General features: G+C 67.4%; 17 protein-coding genes. 11 read left to right on the forward strand and 6 right to left on the reverse strand.

Translation table 11 applies throughout. The features are described from left to right. The first annotated feature begins 68 nt into the window (after positions 1-68). The 3 genes from ACLP4W_RS25480 to ACLP4W_RS25490 are packed head-to-tail and all read left to right on the forward strand — an operon-like array spanning position 69 to position 3,910. Complete coding sequence (locus tag ACLP4W_RS25480) at positions 69-782, forward strand: histidine phosphatase family protein (protein WP_442390167.1); 714 nt, start codon at positions 69-71, stop codon at positions 780-782. 50 nt (positions 783-832) lie between these two features. Further along, positions 833-2,857: an SDR family oxidoreductase gene (locus tag ACLP4W_RS25485; RefSeq protein WP_442390168.1), complete on the forward strand. Its 2,025-nt coding sequence runs from the start codon at positions 833-835 to the stop codon at positions 2,855-2,857. Between the two features lie 15 nt (positions 2,858-2,872). Beyond that, positions 2,873-3,910 (forward strand): nucleoside hydrolase, encoded by a 1,038-nt coding sequence (locus tag ACLP4W_RS25490; RefSeq protein ID WP_442390169.1) that lies wholly within the window; start codon positions 2,873-2,875, stop codon positions 3,908-3,910. Positions 3,911-3,942: 32 nt separating this feature from the next. Here the strand turns inward: ACLP4W_RS25490 and ACLP4W_RS25495 are convergent, their stop codons facing one another. The 4 genes from ACLP4W_RS25495 to ACLP4W_RS25510 form a co-directional block, all read right to left on the reverse strand. Continuing rightward, positions 3,943-5,535 (reverse strand): DNA polymerase Y family protein, encoded by a 1,593-nt coding sequence (locus ACLP4W_RS25495; RefSeq protein ID WP_442390170.1) that lies wholly within the window; start codon positions 5,533-5,535, stop codon positions 3,943-3,945. Between the two features lie 6 nt (positions 5,536-5,541). Further along, the gene (locus ACLP4W_RS25500; RefSeq protein WP_442390171.1) at positions 5,542-6,207 is read right to left on the reverse strand and encodes a hypothetical protein; all 666 of its coding nucleotides are present in this window, start codon (positions 6,205-6,207) and stop codon (positions 5,542-5,544) included. 296 nt (positions 6,208-6,503) lie between these two features. Beyond that, positions 6,504-8,081 carry a glutamine-hydrolyzing GMP synthase gene (guaA, locus tag ACLP4W_RS25505; protein ID WP_442390172.1) on the reverse strand — a complete coding sequence of 526 codons (1,578 nt, stop codon included), beginning with the start codon at positions 8,079-8,081 and terminating at the stop codon, positions 6,504-6,506. 51 nt (positions 8,082-8,132) lie between these two features. Further along, positions 8,133-8,774: a winged helix-turn-helix transcriptional regulator gene (locus ACLP4W_RS25510; protein WP_442390173.1), complete on the reverse strand. Its 642-nt coding sequence runs from the start codon at positions 8,772-8,774 to the stop codon at positions 8,133-8,135. Positions 8,775-8,853: 79 nt separating this feature from the next. On the opposite strand from ACLP4W_RS25510, the gene ACLP4W_RS25515 reads away from it, so the two are divergent. The 7 genes from ACLP4W_RS25515 to ACLP4W_RS25545 are packed head-to-tail and all read left to right on the forward strand — an operon-like array spanning position 8,854 to position 16,745. Then, entirely contained in the window at positions 8,854-10,374 is a 1,521-nt protein-coding gene (locus ACLP4W_RS25515; protein ID WP_442390174.1) for an MFS transporter, read from the forward strand. Beyond that, positions 10,371-11,459, forward strand: coding sequence for an NmrA family NAD(P)-binding protein (locus ACLP4W_RS25520; protein WP_442390175.1), 1,089 nt, complete (start codon positions 10,371-10,373; stop codon positions 11,457-11,459). The genes ACLP4W_RS25515 and ACLP4W_RS25520 overlap by 4 nt, the downstream gene beginning before the upstream one ends. Then, the gene (locus ACLP4W_RS25525; RefSeq protein ID WP_442390176.1) at positions 11,456-12,295 is read left to right on the forward strand and encodes a class I SAM-dependent methyltransferase; all 840 of its coding nucleotides are present in this window, start codon (positions 11,456-11,458) and stop codon (positions 12,293-12,295) included. The genes ACLP4W_RS25520 and ACLP4W_RS25525 overlap by 4 nt, the downstream gene beginning before the upstream one ends. Positions 12,296-12,318: 23 nt before the next feature. Then, positions 12,319-13,131, forward strand: a complete 813-nt coding sequence (locus tag ACLP4W_RS25530) for a class I SAM-dependent methyltransferase (protein WP_442390177.1) — start codon at positions 12,319-12,321, stop codon at positions 13,129-13,131. Continuing rightward, positions 13,128-13,562, forward strand: a complete 435-nt coding sequence (locus ACLP4W_RS25535; protein ID WP_442390178.1) for a hypothetical protein — start codon at positions 13,128-13,130, stop codon at positions 13,560-13,562. The genes ACLP4W_RS25530 and ACLP4W_RS25535 overlap by 4 nt, the downstream gene beginning before the upstream one ends. A gap of 37 nt (positions 13,563-13,599) precedes the next feature. Continuing rightward, positions 13,600-14,382 (forward strand): beta-phosphoglucomutase family hydrolase, encoded by a 783-nt coding sequence (locus ACLP4W_RS25540; protein WP_442390183.1) that lies wholly within the window; start codon positions 13,600-13,602, stop codon positions 14,380-14,382. Next, entirely contained in the window at positions 14,379-16,745 is a 2,367-nt protein-coding gene (locus ACLP4W_RS25545) for a glycoside hydrolase family 65 protein (RefSeq protein ID WP_442390179.1), read from the forward strand. The genes ACLP4W_RS25540 and ACLP4W_RS25545 overlap by 4 nt, the downstream gene beginning before the upstream one ends. Here the strand turns inward: ACLP4W_RS25545 and ACLP4W_RS25550 are convergent. Beyond that, the gene (locus tag ACLP4W_RS25550) at positions 16,739-17,305 is read right to left on the reverse strand and encodes a TetR/AcrR family transcriptional regulator (RefSeq protein WP_442390180.1); all 567 of its coding nucleotides are present in this window, start codon (positions 17,303-17,305) and stop codon (positions 16,739-16,741) included. The two genes, ACLP4W_RS25545 and ACLP4W_RS25550, sit on opposite strands and share 7 nt — an antisense overlap. Positions 17,306-17,365: 60 nt before the next feature. Between ACLP4W_RS25550 and ACLP4W_RS25555 the strand changes: the two genes are divergently transcribed. Then, positions 17,366-18,259: a TauD/TfdA dioxygenase family protein gene (locus ACLP4W_RS25555; protein WP_442390181.1), complete on the forward strand. Its 894-nt coding sequence runs from the start codon at positions 17,366-17,368 to the stop codon at positions 18,257-18,259. A 4-nt stretch (positions 18,260-18,263) separates the two neighbouring features. On the opposite strand, the gene ACLP4W_RS25560 is transcribed toward ACLP4W_RS25555, so the two are convergent. Continuing rightward, a partial coding sequence (locus ACLP4W_RS25560; RefSeq protein ID WP_442390182.1) for a GMC oxidoreductase occupies positions 18,264-18,726 on the reverse strand: 463 nt, incomplete at its 5' end.

Here is an 18,726-nt window from a genome sequence, read left to right on the forward strand (position 1 = left end):
GAGGATTTTCTGCACCTAACGATCGCAAACCCTTCCCACCGACACAGTCGGCAGGGCAGGCTATCGGCATGGCCAAGCGCAGCATGATCAGGAAGGCCTCGAAGGCGGTGGCCGTGCTCGCCGCAACGATAATCGTCGCTGCCTGCGGCGGATCACCGCAGGCACGCAGCATTACGTTGACGTTCGTCCGGCACGCCCAGTCCGAGTCCAACGCGAGCGGGATCCTCGACACCAGCGAACCCGGTCCGGGCCTGACCCCGGAGGGCAAAGACCAAGCCGAACAGGTCGCACGCGAGCTTGCCCGCGAACACTACGACGCCGTTTACGCCTCGACCATGGTGCGAACCCAACAAACCGCCGCGCCGTTGGCCGCCGAGCTCGGCAAGCAGGTGGAGGTGCTGCCCGGCCTGCAAGAGATCAACGCCGGCTGGTTCGAGGGCAAGCCGGTTTCGACGGCCCCCTCGACCTACCTGCTGGCGCCCGCGGACTGGCTTCGAGGCGACCTCCAAAACAGCATCCCCGGCTCTATCACCGGCAAGGAGTTCAACGAGCGGTTCACCGCAGCCGTCAACAAGATCTACAACAGCGGCCACAACAACCCGGTGGTGTTCTCGCATTTGTACGCCATCGAGTACTGGACGCTGATGAACACGAAGAACGCCAAGGACAGCCTGGCGACCAGCCATCCACTGCCCAACGTCGGGCGCGTGGTCATCACCGGCAACCCGATGACCGGCTGGACGCTGGAGGACTGGGACGGCATCCGCAACTTCACCGGCTAAGCCCAACAGCACGGTTGACGTGAGCGGCCGCGAGCCGCAACGATGGCTGCATGCGCTATGTCGTTACCGCCGGTACCGGGTTTATTGGTCGCCGCGTCGTATCTCGTCTGCTGGAAACCCGGCCGGACGCGCAGGTCTGGGTGTTGGTCCGCCGGCAGTCGCTGGGACGCTTCGAACGCCTCGCGGCGGAGTGGGGTGAACGTTCGAAACCCCTGGTCGGCGAGTTGCCGGAGCTGGCGCTGAGCGACGAGACCCTCGCCGAGCTGGGCCAGGTCGATCATGTGGTGCACTGCGCGGCGATCTATGACATCACCGCGGGTGAGGCCGAGCAACGGGCCGCCAACGTCGAGGGCACCCGCTCCGTGATCGACTTGGCGCAGCGGCTGGACGCCACCTTGCACCACGTGTCGTCGATCGCCGTGGCGGGCGACTTCGCCGGCGAGTACACCGAAGACGACTTCGACGTCGGCCAGCAGCTGCCGACCGCGTATCACCGGACGAAGTTCGAAGCCGAGCTGCTGGTGCGGTCGACGCCCGGGCTGCGCTACCGCATCTACCGGCCGGCCGTGGTGGTGGGCGATTCCCGCACCGGGGAGATGGACAAGGTCGACGGGCCGTACTACTTCTTCGGCGTGCTGGCCAAGTTGGCCGTATTGCCGTCGTTGACCCCAATGCTGCTGCCCGACACCGGGCGCACCAACATCGTCCCGGTCGACTTCGTCGTCGACGCGCTCGTCGCACTCATGCACGCCGACGGCTCAACTTCCTGGGACGGACGAACCTTCCACCTCACCGCACCGAAAACCGTTGGACTGCGTGGCATTTACCGCGGCGTTGCCAAGGCGGCCGGACTGCCGCCACTGCGCGGGTCGCTGCCCCGCTCGGTGGCTGCGCCGGTGCTCAAGGTGCGCGGGCGCACCCGGGTGCTGCGCAACATGGCGGCCACCCAACTGGGGATCCCCGCCGAGGTTTTCGACCTCGTCGACCTGAGGCCCACGTTCGTCAGCGACGAGACCCGGAAAGCACTGCGGGGCACGGGCATCGAAGTCCCCGAGTTCGCCGGCTATGCCCCCAAACTGTGGCGGTACTGGGCCGAGCACCTCGACCCCGATCGTGCGCGTCGTGACGATCCCAAAGGACCGCTGCAGGGCCGGCACGTGATCATCACCGGCGCATCCAGCGGCATCGGGCGGGCGTCGGCGATCGCCGTCGCGGAGCGGGGCGCAACGGTGTTCGCGCTGGCCCGCAACGCCGAGGCGCTGGACCGGCTGGTCGCCGAGATCCGCGCCAACGGCGGGCAGGCATATGCCTTCACCTGCGATGTCACCGACTCCACGTCGGTGGAGCACACCATCAAAGACATCCTGGGCCGCTTCGACCACGTCGACTACCTGGTGAACAACGCCGGCCGGTCGATCCGCCGTTCGGTGGTCAACTCCACCGACCGGCTGCACGACTACGAACGGGTGATGGCGGTCAACTACTTTGGCGCGGTGCGGATGGTGCTGGCGTTGCTGCCGCACTGGCGTGAGCGCCGGTTCGGTCACGTGGTCAACGTCTCCAGCGCCAGCGTGCTCGCCCGCAACCCCAAATACAGCTCGTATCTGCCCACCAAGGCGGCACTGGACGCGTTCGCCGACGTCGTCGCGTCGGAGACGCTGTCCGACCACGTCACGTTCACCAACATCCACATGCCGCTGGTCGCCACACCCATGATCGCGCCGTCACACCGGCTCAACTCCGTGCCGCCGATCAGCCCCGAGCGCGCGGCGGCGATGGTGGTTCGCGGCCTCGTCGAGAAGCCGGTGCGCATCGATACCCCGCTGGGCACGCTCGCCGGAATCGGCAACTACTTCACGCCGAGGACTTCGCGGCGAATTCTGCATCAGCTCTACCTGGGCTACCCCGATTCGGCTGCGGCGCGCGGAGTTTCGTCACCTGCGACCACCGAAGCGACCAAGGACCGTCCGCCGGTGCGGCGCCGGCCGAAGCGTCCGGTCCGCGCCGTCGCGCGCATGCAGTTTCCCAAGCCGGTCAGAAAGGCGATCCGCCTTGTTCCCGGAGTGCACTGGTGATCGTACGATTCTGCGGTGGGCGAGACCGGTAGGTTACCGATTTTCGTCGACGTCGACACCGGCGTCGATGACGCGTTGGCGTTGGTGTACTTGCTGGCCAGTGCTGACGCAGAGGTGGTCGGCATCGCATCGACCAGCGGAAATGTTGCGGTAAAACAAGTTTGCGCGAACAACTTGGGCCTGCTCGAGCTGTGCGGGATCACCGGCGTCCCGGTGTCCAAGGGCTCCGACGAAACCCTGAGCGGCCCGATGCGCACTCCCTCGAGGGTGCACGGGCCCAGGGGCTTGGGGTATGCCGACCTGCCGCCGACCGATCGGCAGCTCACCGGCTACGACTCCGCGACCGCCTGGGTGCGTGCCGCACATGCCTTTCCCGGCGAACTGATCGGCGTGGCGACCGGCCCGTTGACCAACCTGGCGCTGGCGCTGCGAGCCGAACCCGCGTTGCCGACGCTGTTGCGCCGGCTGGTGATCATGGGTGGCTCCTATGACCACCGCGGCAACACCACCGTCGTGGCGGAATGGAATATCAGCGTGGACCCCGAGGCAGCGGCCGAGGTATTGGGGGCCTGTTCCGTTAATTCTCTTGGGCTGCAGCGGCTTCCGATCTTGTGCGGCTTGGACCTGACCCGCAAAGTCGCGATGACACCGGAACACCTCACGAGACTGGCCGCCGCCGCGCAGTCGACGACCACCGCGCTGAGCGAGCGCGACGAACGCGGCACCCGTTCGACGGCGTCCAATCCCCTGATTCGGGTGATCGAGGACGCGATGCGGTTCTACTTGGAGGCCTACAGCGACAATGGGCACGGATACCTGGCGCATCTGCATGACCCGTTGGCCGCCGCGGTAGCGCTGGATCCGGAACTCATCGCGACCCGTCCGGCGACGGTGGACGTCGAGTTGACCGGGACCCTGACCCGTGGCATGACGGTGACCGACTGGTCGGGACGCCGGAAACCCAACGCGCTGATCGGCGTTGATGTGGACCCGGCGGTGTTCTTCGACCGGTTCATCGAACGGGTCGGACCGTTCGCGCGCCGGCTCGGCTGACCCTCGCCGAGCGCAAAGGGATTGTGCCGGCTTTACTCATAACTTCCCTCGAGGTACCAGCGCCGCTGGCGATAGCACAGCAGCAGCGCACGCTCGCCCTCCAGCAATACCTGAGCGCGGGCGGTGCGGCTCCCCCCTTGTCCGGCCCCTTGACCGGCCACAGGCCCGTCGTCCCACCACCGCTCGTCGACCGGCCAGGGTCCGGCCCACCAGCGCAGCGGATCGTCGCGACCGCGGGCGACCAGTCGCGCCGGGTCGGCGGAGAACATCCCCCTGCTGGTCACCCGCACCGGATTTCCTCGGGCATCAAGCAATTCCACCGGGTCATCGAGGAGCACGGCCGGTGACGGCTCGGGCAGTTGGCCGGGCCACGGCAGACCCGGGTCGGCCCGCGGTACCGGCTCGTCGCCCAACGGGGTCAACGTGATGCGTTCGGCCGGCCCGCGACCGCCGGAGAGCACCGGCACCCGCACCGCCTCCGGGCCGAGCAAGCCCTGCACCCGCACCAGCGCCCGACGGGCCCGAAGCCTGTCCTCCTCACCGAGCCCACCCCATAACGGCAGCTGCAGCGCCTCGGCGGACACCACCTCCACCGCCTGCAGCCGGAGCAACGTCACCGGTGCGGTGGGGCGGTCCTGAGAGGTCCGATTGCACAGCCACCCGTCCAGCTGCCAGCGCACCCGGTCGGCGGTGGCGTCCTCGGTCAACGGCTCGGCGCACCGCCACACCCGGGTCAGCTCTTCGCCGTTGGCGGTGACGGCGTGAATGGCCAGCCGGGTGCAGCCCACTCCGGCGGCCATCAGCGCCTGGTGCAGCGTGCCGGCCAACGAGCGCCCGGCGAACGCCGCGGCATCGACCCGGTCGATCGGCGGATCGCAGTCCAGCACGGCCTCGAGTTCCGGCGGCGGCTCCCGCCCGGACGGTCCCCGCTCGGGTTCGCCGCGGGCTAACCGGTGCGCGGTCACCCCGTCGGCGCCGAACCGGGAGGCCACATCGGGACGGGTCAGCGCGGCGAACTGCCCGATGGTGCGAATCCCCAGCCGCCACAACAGATCCGTCAGGTCTTCTCGCCCAGGACCGGACAGGCTGGGCTCGGCGGCAAGCTGCCGGATCGACAGCGCCGACAGAAACCGCGCGTCGCTTCCCGGCTCTACCACCCGGCCCGCACGCGCGGCGTAGACCGCGGTGGACAACTGGTCGGCGATCCCGACCTGACATTCGGCGCCGGCCGCGGCCACCGCGTCGATCAGCCGTTCGGCGGCGTGGGCCTCGGACCCGAAAAAGCGGGCCGCCCCGCGCACCGGCAACACCAAGAGCCCGGGCCGCAGCACCTCGGCGTGGGGCACCAGGTCGTCCACCGCCGCGACGACCCCTTCGAAGAAGCGGGCGTCGCGGTCGGCGTCGGCGGTCACGACGTGCAGTTGCGGGCACCGCGCCGCCGCCTCCCGGCGCCGCAGCCCTCGCCGCACTCCCGCCGCACGGGCGGCCGACGAGCAGGCGATCACCCGGTTGGCCAGAGTGACCGCGACCGGGGCCGTCGCGGGCTGGCCCGCTGCCGCCGCCGCCGCGACCGCGGGCCAGTCCATGCACCAGATCGCCAACACTCGGGAGGCCACGAAACTCATCTGCACTCACCCGGCCCGCACCCGGCCAATCGTCCGTCCCGCACACACCCCGCTGACCTGCAGCCGTACCCCGCTGATCCGCCCGAATCCGCCCCGGCCACCCGCCGTGATCTCGTAGCCACAGACCCGGGCCGCAAGCCGCGTCGGCGCCCCTTGCCAGTCGCCGTCGGTGACCAGCAGGGTGCAGCCTTTATGGCGGGCGCGGGCCACCACAGCCCGTGCCCGTGTCTGCGGGACCAGGCGCCCGCTCAGACCGAGCACCACCAGGTCCATGCCGTCGATGAGCACCGCGGCCACCTCCACCGGATCGGTTCCGGGATCCGGTATCACCGCGAGCCGGCTCAGATCCGCCCCCATCTCCACAGCGGCCAGCAGTCCGATATCCGGCTGGCCGACGATTGCCACGTTGCCCCCGGCCGCCGTTACCGCGGCCACCATGCTCAACAGCAGTGATCGGGCTCCCGACAGCACCGCCACCGTTCCCCGCGGCAACGGCACCGGCAGCGACTCCGCAAGCCACCGCGGGAGCGCCAGCTGGGATTCCGATTCCGGCAGCAGGTCATCGGCGCGGGCGACGACCGTCCCGGACATCACAGCAATCTTCCGGCGCAGCGATTCGAGCTGCTCAGCACGGTTTTCCTGCCGTTGATCGGAGACGAAAGCCGCAGTCATGACTTGGCCTCCCGACCACTCTTGACCAATACTTTTTCGAAAGTATGTTCGATAGGGTCGAGTAAACACCCGCCTTTGGAGCCCGTCAAGCCAACCGTCAAGCGGCGTGAGAACCCCCGGTACTGCTGTGACTAATGGGGCGCGAAACGCGTGAATTCGTCCAGACTTAAACCAGTGCGATTCGCGTCGGCGTGTCTTCGCCACTGGTTAAGTGTCGTGAAAGCCGCCCCGCGCGAACCTACCCTCGATTTGCCCGACTCCTCTCAGGCCACTACGCGGCCTGCATCGTCGTCGGGCTACTCCCACTCGATGGTGCCGGGCGGTTTACTGGTGATGTCCAGCACCACGCGGTTGACCTCGGCCACCTCGTTGGTGATGCGGGTCGAGATGCGCTCCAGCACCTCGTAGGGAACCCGGGTCCAGTCGGCGGTCATGGCGTCCTCGCTGGACACCGGCCGCAGCACGATCGGGTGGCCGTAGGTGCGGTTGTCGCCCTGCACACCGACCGAGCGGACGTCGGCCAGCAGCACCACCGGGCACTGCCAGATCTGGTTGTCCAGGCCCGCCGCGGTCAGCTCCTCGCGCGCGATCGAGTCGGCGCGCCGCAGCGTGTCCAGCCGCTGCGCGGTGACCTCGCCGACGATCCGGATGCCCAGTCCCGGCCCCGGAAATGGCTGGCGCGCAACGATTTCCTCCGGCAGGCCCAACTCCCGCCCGACCGCGCGCACCTCGTCTTTGAACAGCAGCCGCAGCGGCTCGACGAGTTTGAACTTCAAATCGCCCGGCAGGCCGCCGACGTTGTGGTGGCTCTTGATGTTCGCGGTGCCGCTGCCCCCGCCGGACTCCACCACGTCCGGATACAGCGTGCCCTGCACCAGGAACTCAACCGGCTTGTCTCCCAAGACATCCCGCACCGCACTCTCGAAGGCCCGGATGAACTGGCGCCCGATGATCTTGCGCTTGCCCTCGGGATTGGTCACCCCCACCAGCGCCTGAAGGAAGGTGTCCGCCGCGTCGACGGTGACCAGATTGGCGCCGGTGGCGGCCACGAAATCGCGCTGCACCTGCGCGCGCTCGCCGGCGCGCAACAGCCCGTGGTCGACGAAGACACAGGTCAACCGGTCTCCGATGGCGCGCTGCACCAGCGCCGCCGCCACCGCGGAATCCACACCGCCGGACAGCCCGCAGATCGCGTGGCCGTCGCCGACCTGAGCACGCACCTGCTCGATCAGGGCACCGGCGATGTGGGCGGGCGTCCAGTCCGCGCCGAGCCCGGCGAAGTCGTGCAGGAACCGGCTGAGTACCTGTTGCCCGTGCGGGGTGTGCATCACCTCTGGGTGGTACTGCACCCCGGCCAGACGCCGGTCCCGGTTCTCGAAGCCGGCCACCGCCGCACCCGCGCTGCTGGCCACCACGTCGAATCCATCCGGCGCGGCCGTGACCGCGTCGCCGTGGCTCATCCAGACCGGCTGGACACTGGGCAGCCCTGAATGCAGATCGCCACCAAGGACTTTCAGCTCAGTGCGGCCATACTCGCGAGTGCCGGTATGGGCGACCGTCCCGCCCAGCGCCTGCGCCATGGCCTGGAACCCATAGCAGATGCCGAACACCGGCAGCCCAAGGTCGAACAGCGCCGGATCGATTTGCGGAGCGCCTTCGGCGTAGACACTGGCAGGTCCGCCGGAAAGGACGAGCGCCACCGGTTGACGGGCCTTGATCTCCTCGATCGAGGCCGTGTGCGGGATGACCTCGGAGAAAACCCGTGCCTCGCGGACCCGGCGGGCGATCAACTGCGCATACTGCGCGCCGAAGTCGACGACAAGCACCGGTTGAGCAGGCGTTGCATGCCCGTCGACGTCAGCGGGTTCGGCCACGGCAGAAAGTGTAGTGGCTGGCGACGACCGCCTTGGTAACGAGGAGTCGGCTCACAGCGAGAACGCCTGACGCAGTGCGTCGACGGCATCCGGGTCGCCTTTGAAGTCGACGCGCCGCAGCGCCGCCTTGCGCTTGGCCTCGCTCGCCCCCAGGCGGGCGGTGACGAGGTCTGCCGCGCTGGCGGTGAGCGTCACCGAAGGCTCGCCGTGAGCGCCGGCCAGGCGGCCTTGCGTTACGGTGAACTCAAAACGGCGGCCGTCGATCTCGGCGCGGCAGGTCGCCTCCAATCCGGCGGTACTACCCGAGTTGAAGCCCAGCAGAATTCCGGCCAGGAACCCGTTCAATGGCGACGCGGGGCCATCCTCGACCGGATCGAGCCGGTCCAGGCCAAACCACGCAATGCTCTGCAAGACGGGCAGTACCCGCTGCCAACCCATGTCGCTGAGGGTGTACACCGTACGCCCGATCGGGGCGGGTAGGTCGGCTCGGTCGACGAGCCCGGCGTCGTGTAGTTCTTTGAGCCGCTCGGCGAGCAGATTGGTTGCGATACCGGGCAACTCATCGCGCAGATCACCGTAGCGGCGGGGTCCGCCGACCAGCTCGCGCAGAATCAGCAATGTCCACCGCTCACCCAGGACATCGAGCCCGCGCGCGATCGGGCAGTTCTGGTTGTAGTTCCTGCGGGTCGGCACCACTCGACCCTAGCAGCTCCAGACGTCTTTTTCAACTTAGTACTTGATTTATTTGTCTTACATTTTTACTGTCTTGTCTATGCAAATAGGCCCCGTGTTCCGCAACCACCCGGTCCCCGCGCTTGCCGTCATCTGCCTCGGCGCCTTCGTCATCAGCGTCGACACCACCATCGTCAACGTCGCGCTGCCCACGCTGTCGCGCCAACTCGGCGCCGACACCGCGCAGCTGCAATGGATCGTCGACGCATACACCCTGGTCATGGCCGGCCTGATGCTATCGGCCGGCAGCCTCAGCGACCGCTACGGTAGGCGTGGCTGGCTGAATTCGGGTCTCGCGCTGTTCGCGGTCACCTCAGGCATTGCGGCACAGGTGAACTCCGCGGATCAGCTGATCGCGGCGCGCGCCGCCATGGGCGTGGGCGCGGCGGTGATCTTCCCGACCACGCTGGGGCTGATCACCAACATCTTCACCGACCCGGTACCTCGCGCCAAGGTGATCGGACTGTGGGCGGCCATGGTGGGTGTCGGGGTGGCCGTGGGACCGATCAGCGGCGGCTGGTTGCTCGAGCACTTCTGGTGGGGCTCGATCTTCATGGTGAACATTCCGATCGCGGCGCTGGCCATCATCGGCGGCATCTTGTTCGTTCCGACCTCGCGCGATCCGGCGGCGCCCCGCGTCGATGTCCCCGGCCTGATCCTGTCCGCGGCCGGAATCACGACACTTGTCTACACGGTCATCGAAGCGCCCACGTGGGGATGGACCAGCACCCGGACCGCGACCGGCTTCCTGGTGGCCGCAACAGTTCTCACCGGGTTCGCGCTCTGGGAGCGGCGCAGCACTCATCCCATGCTGGACGTCTCGGTATTTTTCAACCGTCGGTTCTCCGGTGGTAGCCTGGCAGTGACCGCGGGCTTTCTGACCTTGTTCGGCTTCATCTTCGTCATCACCCAGTACTTCCAATTCATCAAGGACTACACCGCATTTGAGAGCGGCGTTCGGTTGCTGCCCGTTGCCGGATCGATCGCGCTGGCCAGCATCGCGGGCCCCCGGCTGGTCGAACGGGTCGGCACCACCGCCGTCGTGGCCGCCGGGCTCACCGTGTTCGCCGCCGGTCTGGCGTGGTCGTCGACGGCGGACGCGGCAACGCCCTATAGCCAGATCGCGATGGAGATGCTGCTGCTCGGCGGCGGCCTCGGCCTGACGACGGCGCCGGCGACGGAGGCGATCATGGGATCCCTGTCCGTGGACAAGGCCGGTGTCGGCTCGGCCGTCAACGACACCACGCGCGAACTTGGGGGCACCCTCGGAGTTGCCATCGCCGGCAGCATCTTTGCCTCGGTGTATTCCGGACATCTCGGCGCGGCGGCCGCGTTGACGGGACTGCCCGCCGAACAGATGCGGCACTCAATGGCTCTGGCGCACACAGTGATCGAGCAGCTACCCGCGCAACGAGCCGGCTATGTCCGCGACGCGGTCAATCACGCATTCCTGGACGGCCTGCAGGTGAGCACGCTGGTATGCGCGGGCATCGCGCTGGTCGCCGCGATCGTCGTCGGCTGGTTATTGCCGGCGCACCAACTGGAAAGGAAAATCCGATGAACCGTCGCGTGTTGGTAACCGGTGCCACGGGCAGGATCGGCGGCGCGGTCGCCGCCCAACTGCTGGAAAAGGGCGTCAAGACCAGGGCCATGGTGCATCGCGACGACGCGCGCAGCGCCCGGTTGCGGGACCTGGGCGCTGAGGTCGTAATCGCCGATATGTTTGACATCCAAGAGGTCACGGCCGCGATGGACGGGGTCGACCGGCTGTACTTCAACCCTCCATACCATCCCCATGCGCTCGACAGCGCGGTCGCCTTTGCCGTAGCCGCGCGGCGCAGCGGCACCGAAGCGGTGGTGGCGCTGGGGCAATGGCTGGCCAGCCCCGAGCATCCATCGCTGATGACCCGGCATGCCTGGCTGACCGACAAGTTGTTCGGGCTGCTGCCGGACACCGCACACGTGGCGGTCGATCCGGGATACTTCGCCGACAACTACCTGCAGCTGGTGCCACTCGCCGCTCAGTTGGGAGTGTTGCCGACGCCGACCGGGTCGGGCCGAAATGCGCCGCCCTCCAACGAAGACATCGCCCGCGTTGCGGTGGGTGCGCTACTAGACCCGCACCGCCATGACGGCCGCGCCTACCGCCCGACGGGACCGACGCTGCTGACCGGAGCGGAGATCGCCGACGCGATCGGTGCGGCGTTGGGCCGGCGCGTGCGCCACATCGACATTCCCCCATGGATGTTCATGCGTGCTGTGCGCGTCAACGCCAAACGACTCGGCGCCGACCGGTACTTCGAGTCCAGCCTGCGCCACTACCTGCCCGAGTACGCCCTGGGAACCTTTGAAGTGGGCGGCCCGACCACGCATGTCCGTGACGTTGCCGGCGTCGAACCCGAAGACTTTCTGACGATCGCACGCCGTTACGTCAACGGCCCGGAATCCCGCCGTACCGCAGCCAATCTCTTCCGCCAAGTCTGGGATTTCATGTTGACCGGAGTCGTGCCGATGCACCGGCTGGACAAGTTCGACCGACTCCAACAGCATCCTCAGCCCGCGCATCCCCGGCTTTCCGGCGAATCCGCGTTCTGGCGGACCGAGCACGCCGCAGCCGCCGAGCCAGAAAGGGCACAAACACGATGAATACGACGCCATCTGCCGCAGCGAGCGGGAGCACCTATGTCCTGGGCCATGCCGACGTGGAGGTGCAGCGGCTGCTCCTGCAAGGACAGCTGTATAACGACTACACGGAGCACGCGCTGCGGCTCGCCGGGCTGCGGCCGGGCATGCGGGTGCTCGATGTCGGATGCGGGCCCGGCGACGTGTCGTTGATCGCCGCCCGGCTGGTCGGCCCATCCGGAACCGTGCTCGGTGTGGACGCCGCGCCGCAGATGATCGAACTGGCCCGCGCCCGCGCCGCCGAGCAGGGCTTGTCCGCGGTGCGTTTCATTCAAGCCGCAATTGACGCGATCGCCCCGGATGAACCGGTCGACGCGGTAATCGGCCGGTTGATCCTGATGCACTTGCCCGACCCGGCCGCCACGCTGCGGCACCTCAGCTCATTCGTGCGATCGGGCGGCGTTGTCGCGTTCTCGGAGAACGACATCAACGGGGCGCGCAGTATCCCGGACATCCCGCTGTTCGCGCAGGTAACGGAGGGGATCGCCCGCGCCTTCGAGGCGATGGGGCTCAGTCCGCGGTTTGGCACGAAGTTGCACACGATCTTTGCCGGGGCCGGGCTCGGTGCGCCGCAGCTGACCCATGGCACACCGATCGGTACCGCCGCCGAAACCAACATCTTGGCCTACGCCGCGGAAGTGTGGCGGTTGGTATCCCCCATCGCACAGCAGCGGGGCTTCACCATCGACGAGCTCGCGGACATCGACAACTTCGTGCCGCGATTCCGCCGGGAGGCACTTGCGGCCAACGCCCTCATCACGATGCCTCCCCTCATCACCGCATGGGCCCACGTCCGCTAACGGTCCGAACCGAAAGGTCAGAGATGAACGACACAGTCCAAAACCAGTACTCGACCGGCCTGTCGCGGCACAACATCGGGCGGGCGCTGACCGCCGCCGGAAAGGACCTCGACCACCTTGAACCCGCCGACCTGGGTCTGCTCGAGGACTTCCACACCATGGGCCGTTACGCCACCAGCCAACTGGTGGACCTGGCTCAGATCACAAGTGACAGCAAGGTGCTCGACGCCGGCAGCGGGGTCGGCGGCACCGCCCGCTACGTCGCCGACCGCTACGGCTGCCCGGTTACCGCGGTGGATCTCACCGACGAATACTGCGAAACGAACCGCTGGCTGAATCGACTCGTCGGACTCGACGGCCGGATATCGGTTCGTCAGGCCGACGTCACCGAACTTCCCTTTGCCGAGGGCACTTTCGATGTCGCTATCAGCCAGCACGTCCAGATGAACGTGGCCGACAAGTCGCGCCTATATTCCGAAGCGCGTCGAGTGCTGGTCGTCGGGGGCCGGCTTGCCATGTGGGACATCACAATCGGTGAGCGCGGCCGCGAACTCGACTATCCCGTGCCGTGGGCCGACCAACCCGCCCGCAGCCATCTGGTCACCTCCGACGAATTGCGCGCGCTTGTCGAGTCCGCCGGATTCGCGGTCGAGCACTGGAACGACCTCACCGACCAGGCCACCGCGCTCATGCAAGCCATCCTGGCCCAGCCCGCCAATCCATTGGGTCTGCACGCCTTCGTCACCGACTTCAAGCGAAAGGCCGAAAACCTTACCCACGCTCTGGCGGACGGACGTCTTCGCGCCATCCAGGGCGTCGGCAGAGCGATCGGATGAAGCAAACTCAACCGAGCCGCGCGGCATCCTGGCTTCCCATCATGGTTCGACTGACCGCGGTCGGGTATCTGCTGTTCTTCGTGCCTGACTTGATTCTCGCGTCTACGCATCACATCAACGGGTTGCCGCCCCCGTTCGCTCGGCTCTTCGACTGGGGAGACGGCGTCGACCCCGTCGCCGTCATGTTCTCCACCGTCTACATAGTCTGGGCACTATTTCTGTTCCGCTCGGCCGGAGACCCGCTCGCGAACCGACTGTTCCTTGATTTCAATCTCACCGCGAACTCCGCGCGCTTCGGCGCCATGCTCGTCATGGCCGTCGCCATGCGTGACCAGCACCAGCACCTGGCGGGAGTAGTCGCGCTTGGATTGCTCACCACGGTCCCATTGGCGGCATGCTGGCTGCCGGTCCGGCGTCGCAACACTCGGTGATCGTTGGCGGCGCACCGCTCGGCATGGTGAGGTGGATATCGCCCGACTACTCCGCCGACACCCGAGAGTGAGGTGCACCGTGCTGGGTCTGCCCGAGAAGGTGCGTGCCTGTCTGTTCGACCTCGACGGCGTGCTCACCGATACCGCGAGCGTGCATACCAAGGCCTGGAAGGTCATGTTCGACGCCTACCTATCCGACCGGGCCAAGCGAACGGGAGAAAAGTTCGTCCCCTTCGACGCGGCCGCGGACTACCGGACATACGTAGACGGCAAGAAACGCGAGGACGGGGTCCGGTCGTTCCTGCGCAGCCGGGGAATCGATCTGCCCGACGGCAGTCCGGATGATCCCGACAGCGCCGAGACGATATACGGCCTGGGAAACCGCAAGAACGAGATGTTTCAGAAGATTCTGCATGACGACGGCGTCGAGGTGTTCGACGGTTCGCGGCGCTATCTGGAGGCGGTCTCGGACGCGGGTCTGGGTGTTGCCGTGGTGTCATCCAGCGCCAACACTCGCGACGTACTCGAGATCACCGGCCTCGACCGGTTCGTTCAGCAGCGGGTGGACGGCATCACCCTGCGCGAAGAAAACATCGCGGGCAAACCGGCCCCCGACTCCTACCTGCGCGGGGCACAGTTGCTGGGCGTCGGCCCCGACGCCGCGGCCGTATTCGAAGACGCATTGTCGGGCGTGCAGGCCGGCCGCGCCGGTAACTTCGGCTTCGTGGTGGGCGTCGACCGAGTGGGCCAGGCCGAAGATTTGCGCCGCAACGGCGCCGATGTGGTGGTCACCGATCTCGCCGACCTGCTGCCGTCATGATCACCGAGGAGGCATTCCCCGTCGAACCGTGGCAGGTCCGCGAGACCCAGCTCGACTTGAACCTGCTGGCCCAGTCGGAATCGTTGTTCTCCTTGTCCAATGGGCACCTCGGATTGCGCGGCAACCTCGACGAGGGCGAGCCGTACGGCCTGCCGGGCACCTATTTGAACTCCTTCTTCGAAATCCGGCCGCTGCCCTACGCCGAGGCCGGATATGGATATCCCGAGGCCGGCCAAACGATCGTCGACGTCACCAACGGCAAGATTTTTCGCCTGTTCGTCGAGGACGAGCCGTTCGACGTCCGATACGGCAAGTTGATCTCCCACGAGCGGGTTCTCGACCTGCGCGCCGGGACACTGACTCGTCGCGCGCATTGGAGCTCACCCGCGGGCAAGCAGGTCAAGGTTGTGTCCACCCGGCTGGTGTCGCTGGCCCAACGCGGCATCGCCGCCATCGAGTACGTCGTCGAGGCGGTCGAGGAGTTCGCTCGGGTGACGGTGCAGTCCGAACTCGTCACCAACGAGGACCAGCCCGAGACCTCGGGTGATCCGCGGGTGTCGGCCATACTGAGGAACCCGCTCGAGGCCGTCGAACACGAAATGGCCGAGCGGGGAGCACTTCTCATGCACCGGACCCGCAGCAGCGCTCTGATGATGGCCGCCGCGATGGAACACGAGATCGAGGTTCCCGGACGAGTCGAGGTCACCACCGATGCGCGTGCCGACTTGGCCCGGACCACCGTGATCTGCGGGCTGCGTCCGGGACAGCAGCTGCGCATCGTCAAATACCTGGCGTATGGCTGGTCCAGCACGCGCTCTCGCCCGGCGCTGCGCGACCAGGCTGCCGCCGCACTGCACAGCGCCAGCTACAGCGGATGGCAAGGGCTGCTGGATTCGCAACGGGCCTACCTCGATGACTTCTGGGAAAGCGCAGACGTCGAGGTCGAGGGCGACCCCGAATCCCAACAGGCGGTCCGATTCGGGCTGTTTCACCTGCTGCAGGCCAGCGCCCGCGCCGAACGCCGGGCGATCCCGGCCAAAGGTCTCACCGGAACCGGCTACGACGGCCACGCCTTCTGGGACACCGAGGCTTACGTGTTGCCGGTGCTCACCTACACCGCGCCGCACGCGGTCGCCGATGCGCTGCGGTGGCGAGCGTCGACCTTGGACCTCGCCAGGGACCGGGCGGCCGAACTCGGCCTCAAGGGCGCCAGCTTTCCGTGGCGAACCATCCGCGGACAGGAGTGCTCGGCTTACTGGCCGGCCGGCACGGCGGCCTGGCACATCAACGCCGACGTCGCCATGGCATTCGAGCGGTACCGCACCGTCACCGGCGACCACGCGCTGGAGGAGGAGTGCGGCCTCAATGTGCTGATCGAGACCGCCCGGCTGTGGATCTCGCTCGGGCACCATGACCGGCACGGCGTCTGGCACCTCGACGGCGTCACCGGTCCCGACGAGTACACGGCGATCGTCCGCGACAACGTCTTCACGAATCTGATGGCGGCACACAACCTGGTCACCGCCGCCGACGCCTGCAACCGCCACCCCGATGCGGCCCAGGCGATGGGCGTCACGACCGAAGAGACCTCCGCCTGGCGCGACGCGGCCGACGCCGCCAACATTCCCTACGACGCCGAGCTGGGGGTCCATCAGCAGTGCGCGGGGTTCACCACCCTGGCGGAGTGGGACTTCGAAGCCAACAAGACCTATCCGTTGCTGTTGCACGAGGCCTACGTGCGGCTCTACCCGGCCCAGGTGATCAAGCAGGCCGACCTCGTGTTGGCGATGCAGTGGCAGAGCCACGCGTTCACACCCGAACAGAAGGCGCGCAACGTCGACTACTACGAGCGGCGCATGGTGCGCGACTCGTCGCTGTCCGCCTGCACACAGGCGGTCATGTGCGCCGAGGTCGGGCATCTGGAGCTGGCCCATGACTACGCGTACGAGGCCGCGCTGATCGACCTGCGCGATCTGCACCACAACACCCGCGACGGGTTGCACATGGCCTCGCTCGCCGGTGCCTGGATGGCGCTGGTCGCGGGCTTCGGTGGGCTGCGCGACGACGAGGGCATCCTGGCCGTCGATCCCCTACTGCCCGATGGGATTTCGCGGCTGCGGTTCCGGCTGCGGTGGCGAGACTTCCGGCTAACCGTCGACGTCAACCACTCCGACGTCACCTACACGGTGCGCGACGGGCCCGATCACGAGTTGACCATCCGGCACGCCGGTGAAGAAGTCACGCTCAAAACCGATTCACCGACGACCATCGCGGTGCGCACCCGCAAGCCACTGCTGCCGACACCGCAGCAGCCGCCGGGCCGCGAGCCGACGCACCGGCGCGCCGTAACCCGGCGTCAATGAGGTTCGACGACGCGGGCCACCCCGTCGGAGATGGCCTGCCGTAGTTCGGCGTCCGTCAGCTCGTCGAGCCCGGTCGCCGAGCGCAGGATCGGCTCAAACAGCCGCCAACCGAATTGCAGCGCAAGGGCATTGGCGACCGCCAGCCGCGCACTGGCGTCGTTGTCGTGGAGTGGCCGCACCCAGTCGAGCAAGGCTGCGATGTTGGGAAAGCGTTTCTGCAACTGCCCGGCCGGATACCCGTCGAGCACGGTGCGGGCCATGACCCGCATCTGCCGATCGAGTGCCGGTTCGAGGACGTCGGGCGGCGCGCCGGACCGCAGCAGATCGCTCAGGTTCGTGCCCAGGTGATCGAGCACGGCACCGACCAGTTGTTCCTTGGTGCCGAAGTGACGGAACACCAGTCCGTGATTGACCTTCGAACGGGCGGCGATATCGCGGATCGACGTCGCGGCCGGTCCGCGCTCGGCGAATAGCTCGGTGGCGGCATCCAAGATCGCCGCCGCTACCTCTTCCCGTCCGGTGGGCGACTTCGGGCCGGGGGTTGCCGAACGTGTAGTCATGTGACTACACTAGCTGATGTAGTCAGTTGACTACACTCGAATTCGTTAAAAAGGAGGACAATGATCGGTCAGATGACAATCACCAAGTTGGGAAGCCGTATCGGGGCGCGGATCGACGGGGTGCGCCTCGGAGGCGACCTCGACCAGGCCGCACTCGAGAAGATCCACCAGGCGCTGCTCACCCACAAGGTGATCTTCTTCCGCCACCAGCACCACCTCGACGACGAGCAGCAACTCGCGTTCGCCGGCCTGCTGGGCACCCCGATCGGCCACCCGGCCGCCGCTGTGCTCGCCGCCAGGAACGCGCCGGTAATCACGCCGATCAACTCCGAATACGGCAAGGCCAACCGTTGGCATACCGACGTCACCTTCGCCGCGAACTACCCCGCGGCCTCGATCCTGCGCGCGGTCACCCTGCCCAGCTATGGCGGGTCGACCCTGTGGGCCTCGACCGCGGCGGCCTATGACGACCTGCCCGAACCGCTCATGTGCCTCGTCGACAACCTGTGGGCACTGCACAGCAACCGCCACGACTACGTCACGCCCGAAGCATTGACCGACGCGCAGCACGCGTTCCGGCAGGCGTTCGAAAAGCCGGACTTCCGGACCGAACACCCGGTGGTGCGGGTGCACCCGGAGACCGGTGAACGCACCCTGCTGTTGGGAGATTTCGTGCGCGGCTTCGTCGGCCTGGACAGCCACGAGTCAAGCGCGCTGCTGGAATTGCTGCAGCGACGAATCACCATGCCCGAGAACACCATCCGCTGGAACTGGGCGCCGGGCGACGTTGCCATGTGGGACAACCGGGCGACCCAGCACCGGGCAGTAGACGACTATGACGACCAGCCCCGGCTGATGCACCGGGTCACCCTGATGGGCGACGTGCCCGTCAACGTGTACGGGCAGCGCAGCCGGGTGATCAGCGGCGCACCGCTCGAGGCGATCGCAAGCTGACGCGTCAGCCCCCCGTGCTGACCGGATCGATCGGCAGCCAACGCAGCGCGCCCGGTGCGCCGAGGGGTACCACCGGGTGCGCGGGCGAGATCGGGGCCAGCCTGCGGTAGGTGTCGCCCTGCAAAGGCCGCTGATCGTTCGCGCCCTTGTTCGGCCACAGCGAGGCGGCCCGCTCGGCCTGCGCGGCGATGGACAGCGACGGGTTGACGCCCAGGTTCGCCGAGATGGCGGCGCCGTCGGTCACCAGCAGCGACGGATAGCCATGCACCCGGTGATAGGGGTCGATGACCCCGTGCTCGGGGCCGTCCCCGATCACCGCGCCACCGAGAAAGTGGGCGGTCAGCGGGATATTGAACAGCTCCCCCCAGGTGCCGCCGGCGACGCCGTCGATCTTGGCGGCGATGCGGCGGGTGACCTCGTTACCGACCAGGATCCAGGTCGGGTTCGGCTCGCCGTGTCCCTGCTTG

Source organism: Mycobacterium sp., assembly GCF_052145595.1.
GTDB lineage: Bacteria > Actinomycetota > Actinomycetes > Mycobacteriales > Mycobacteriaceae > Mycobacterium.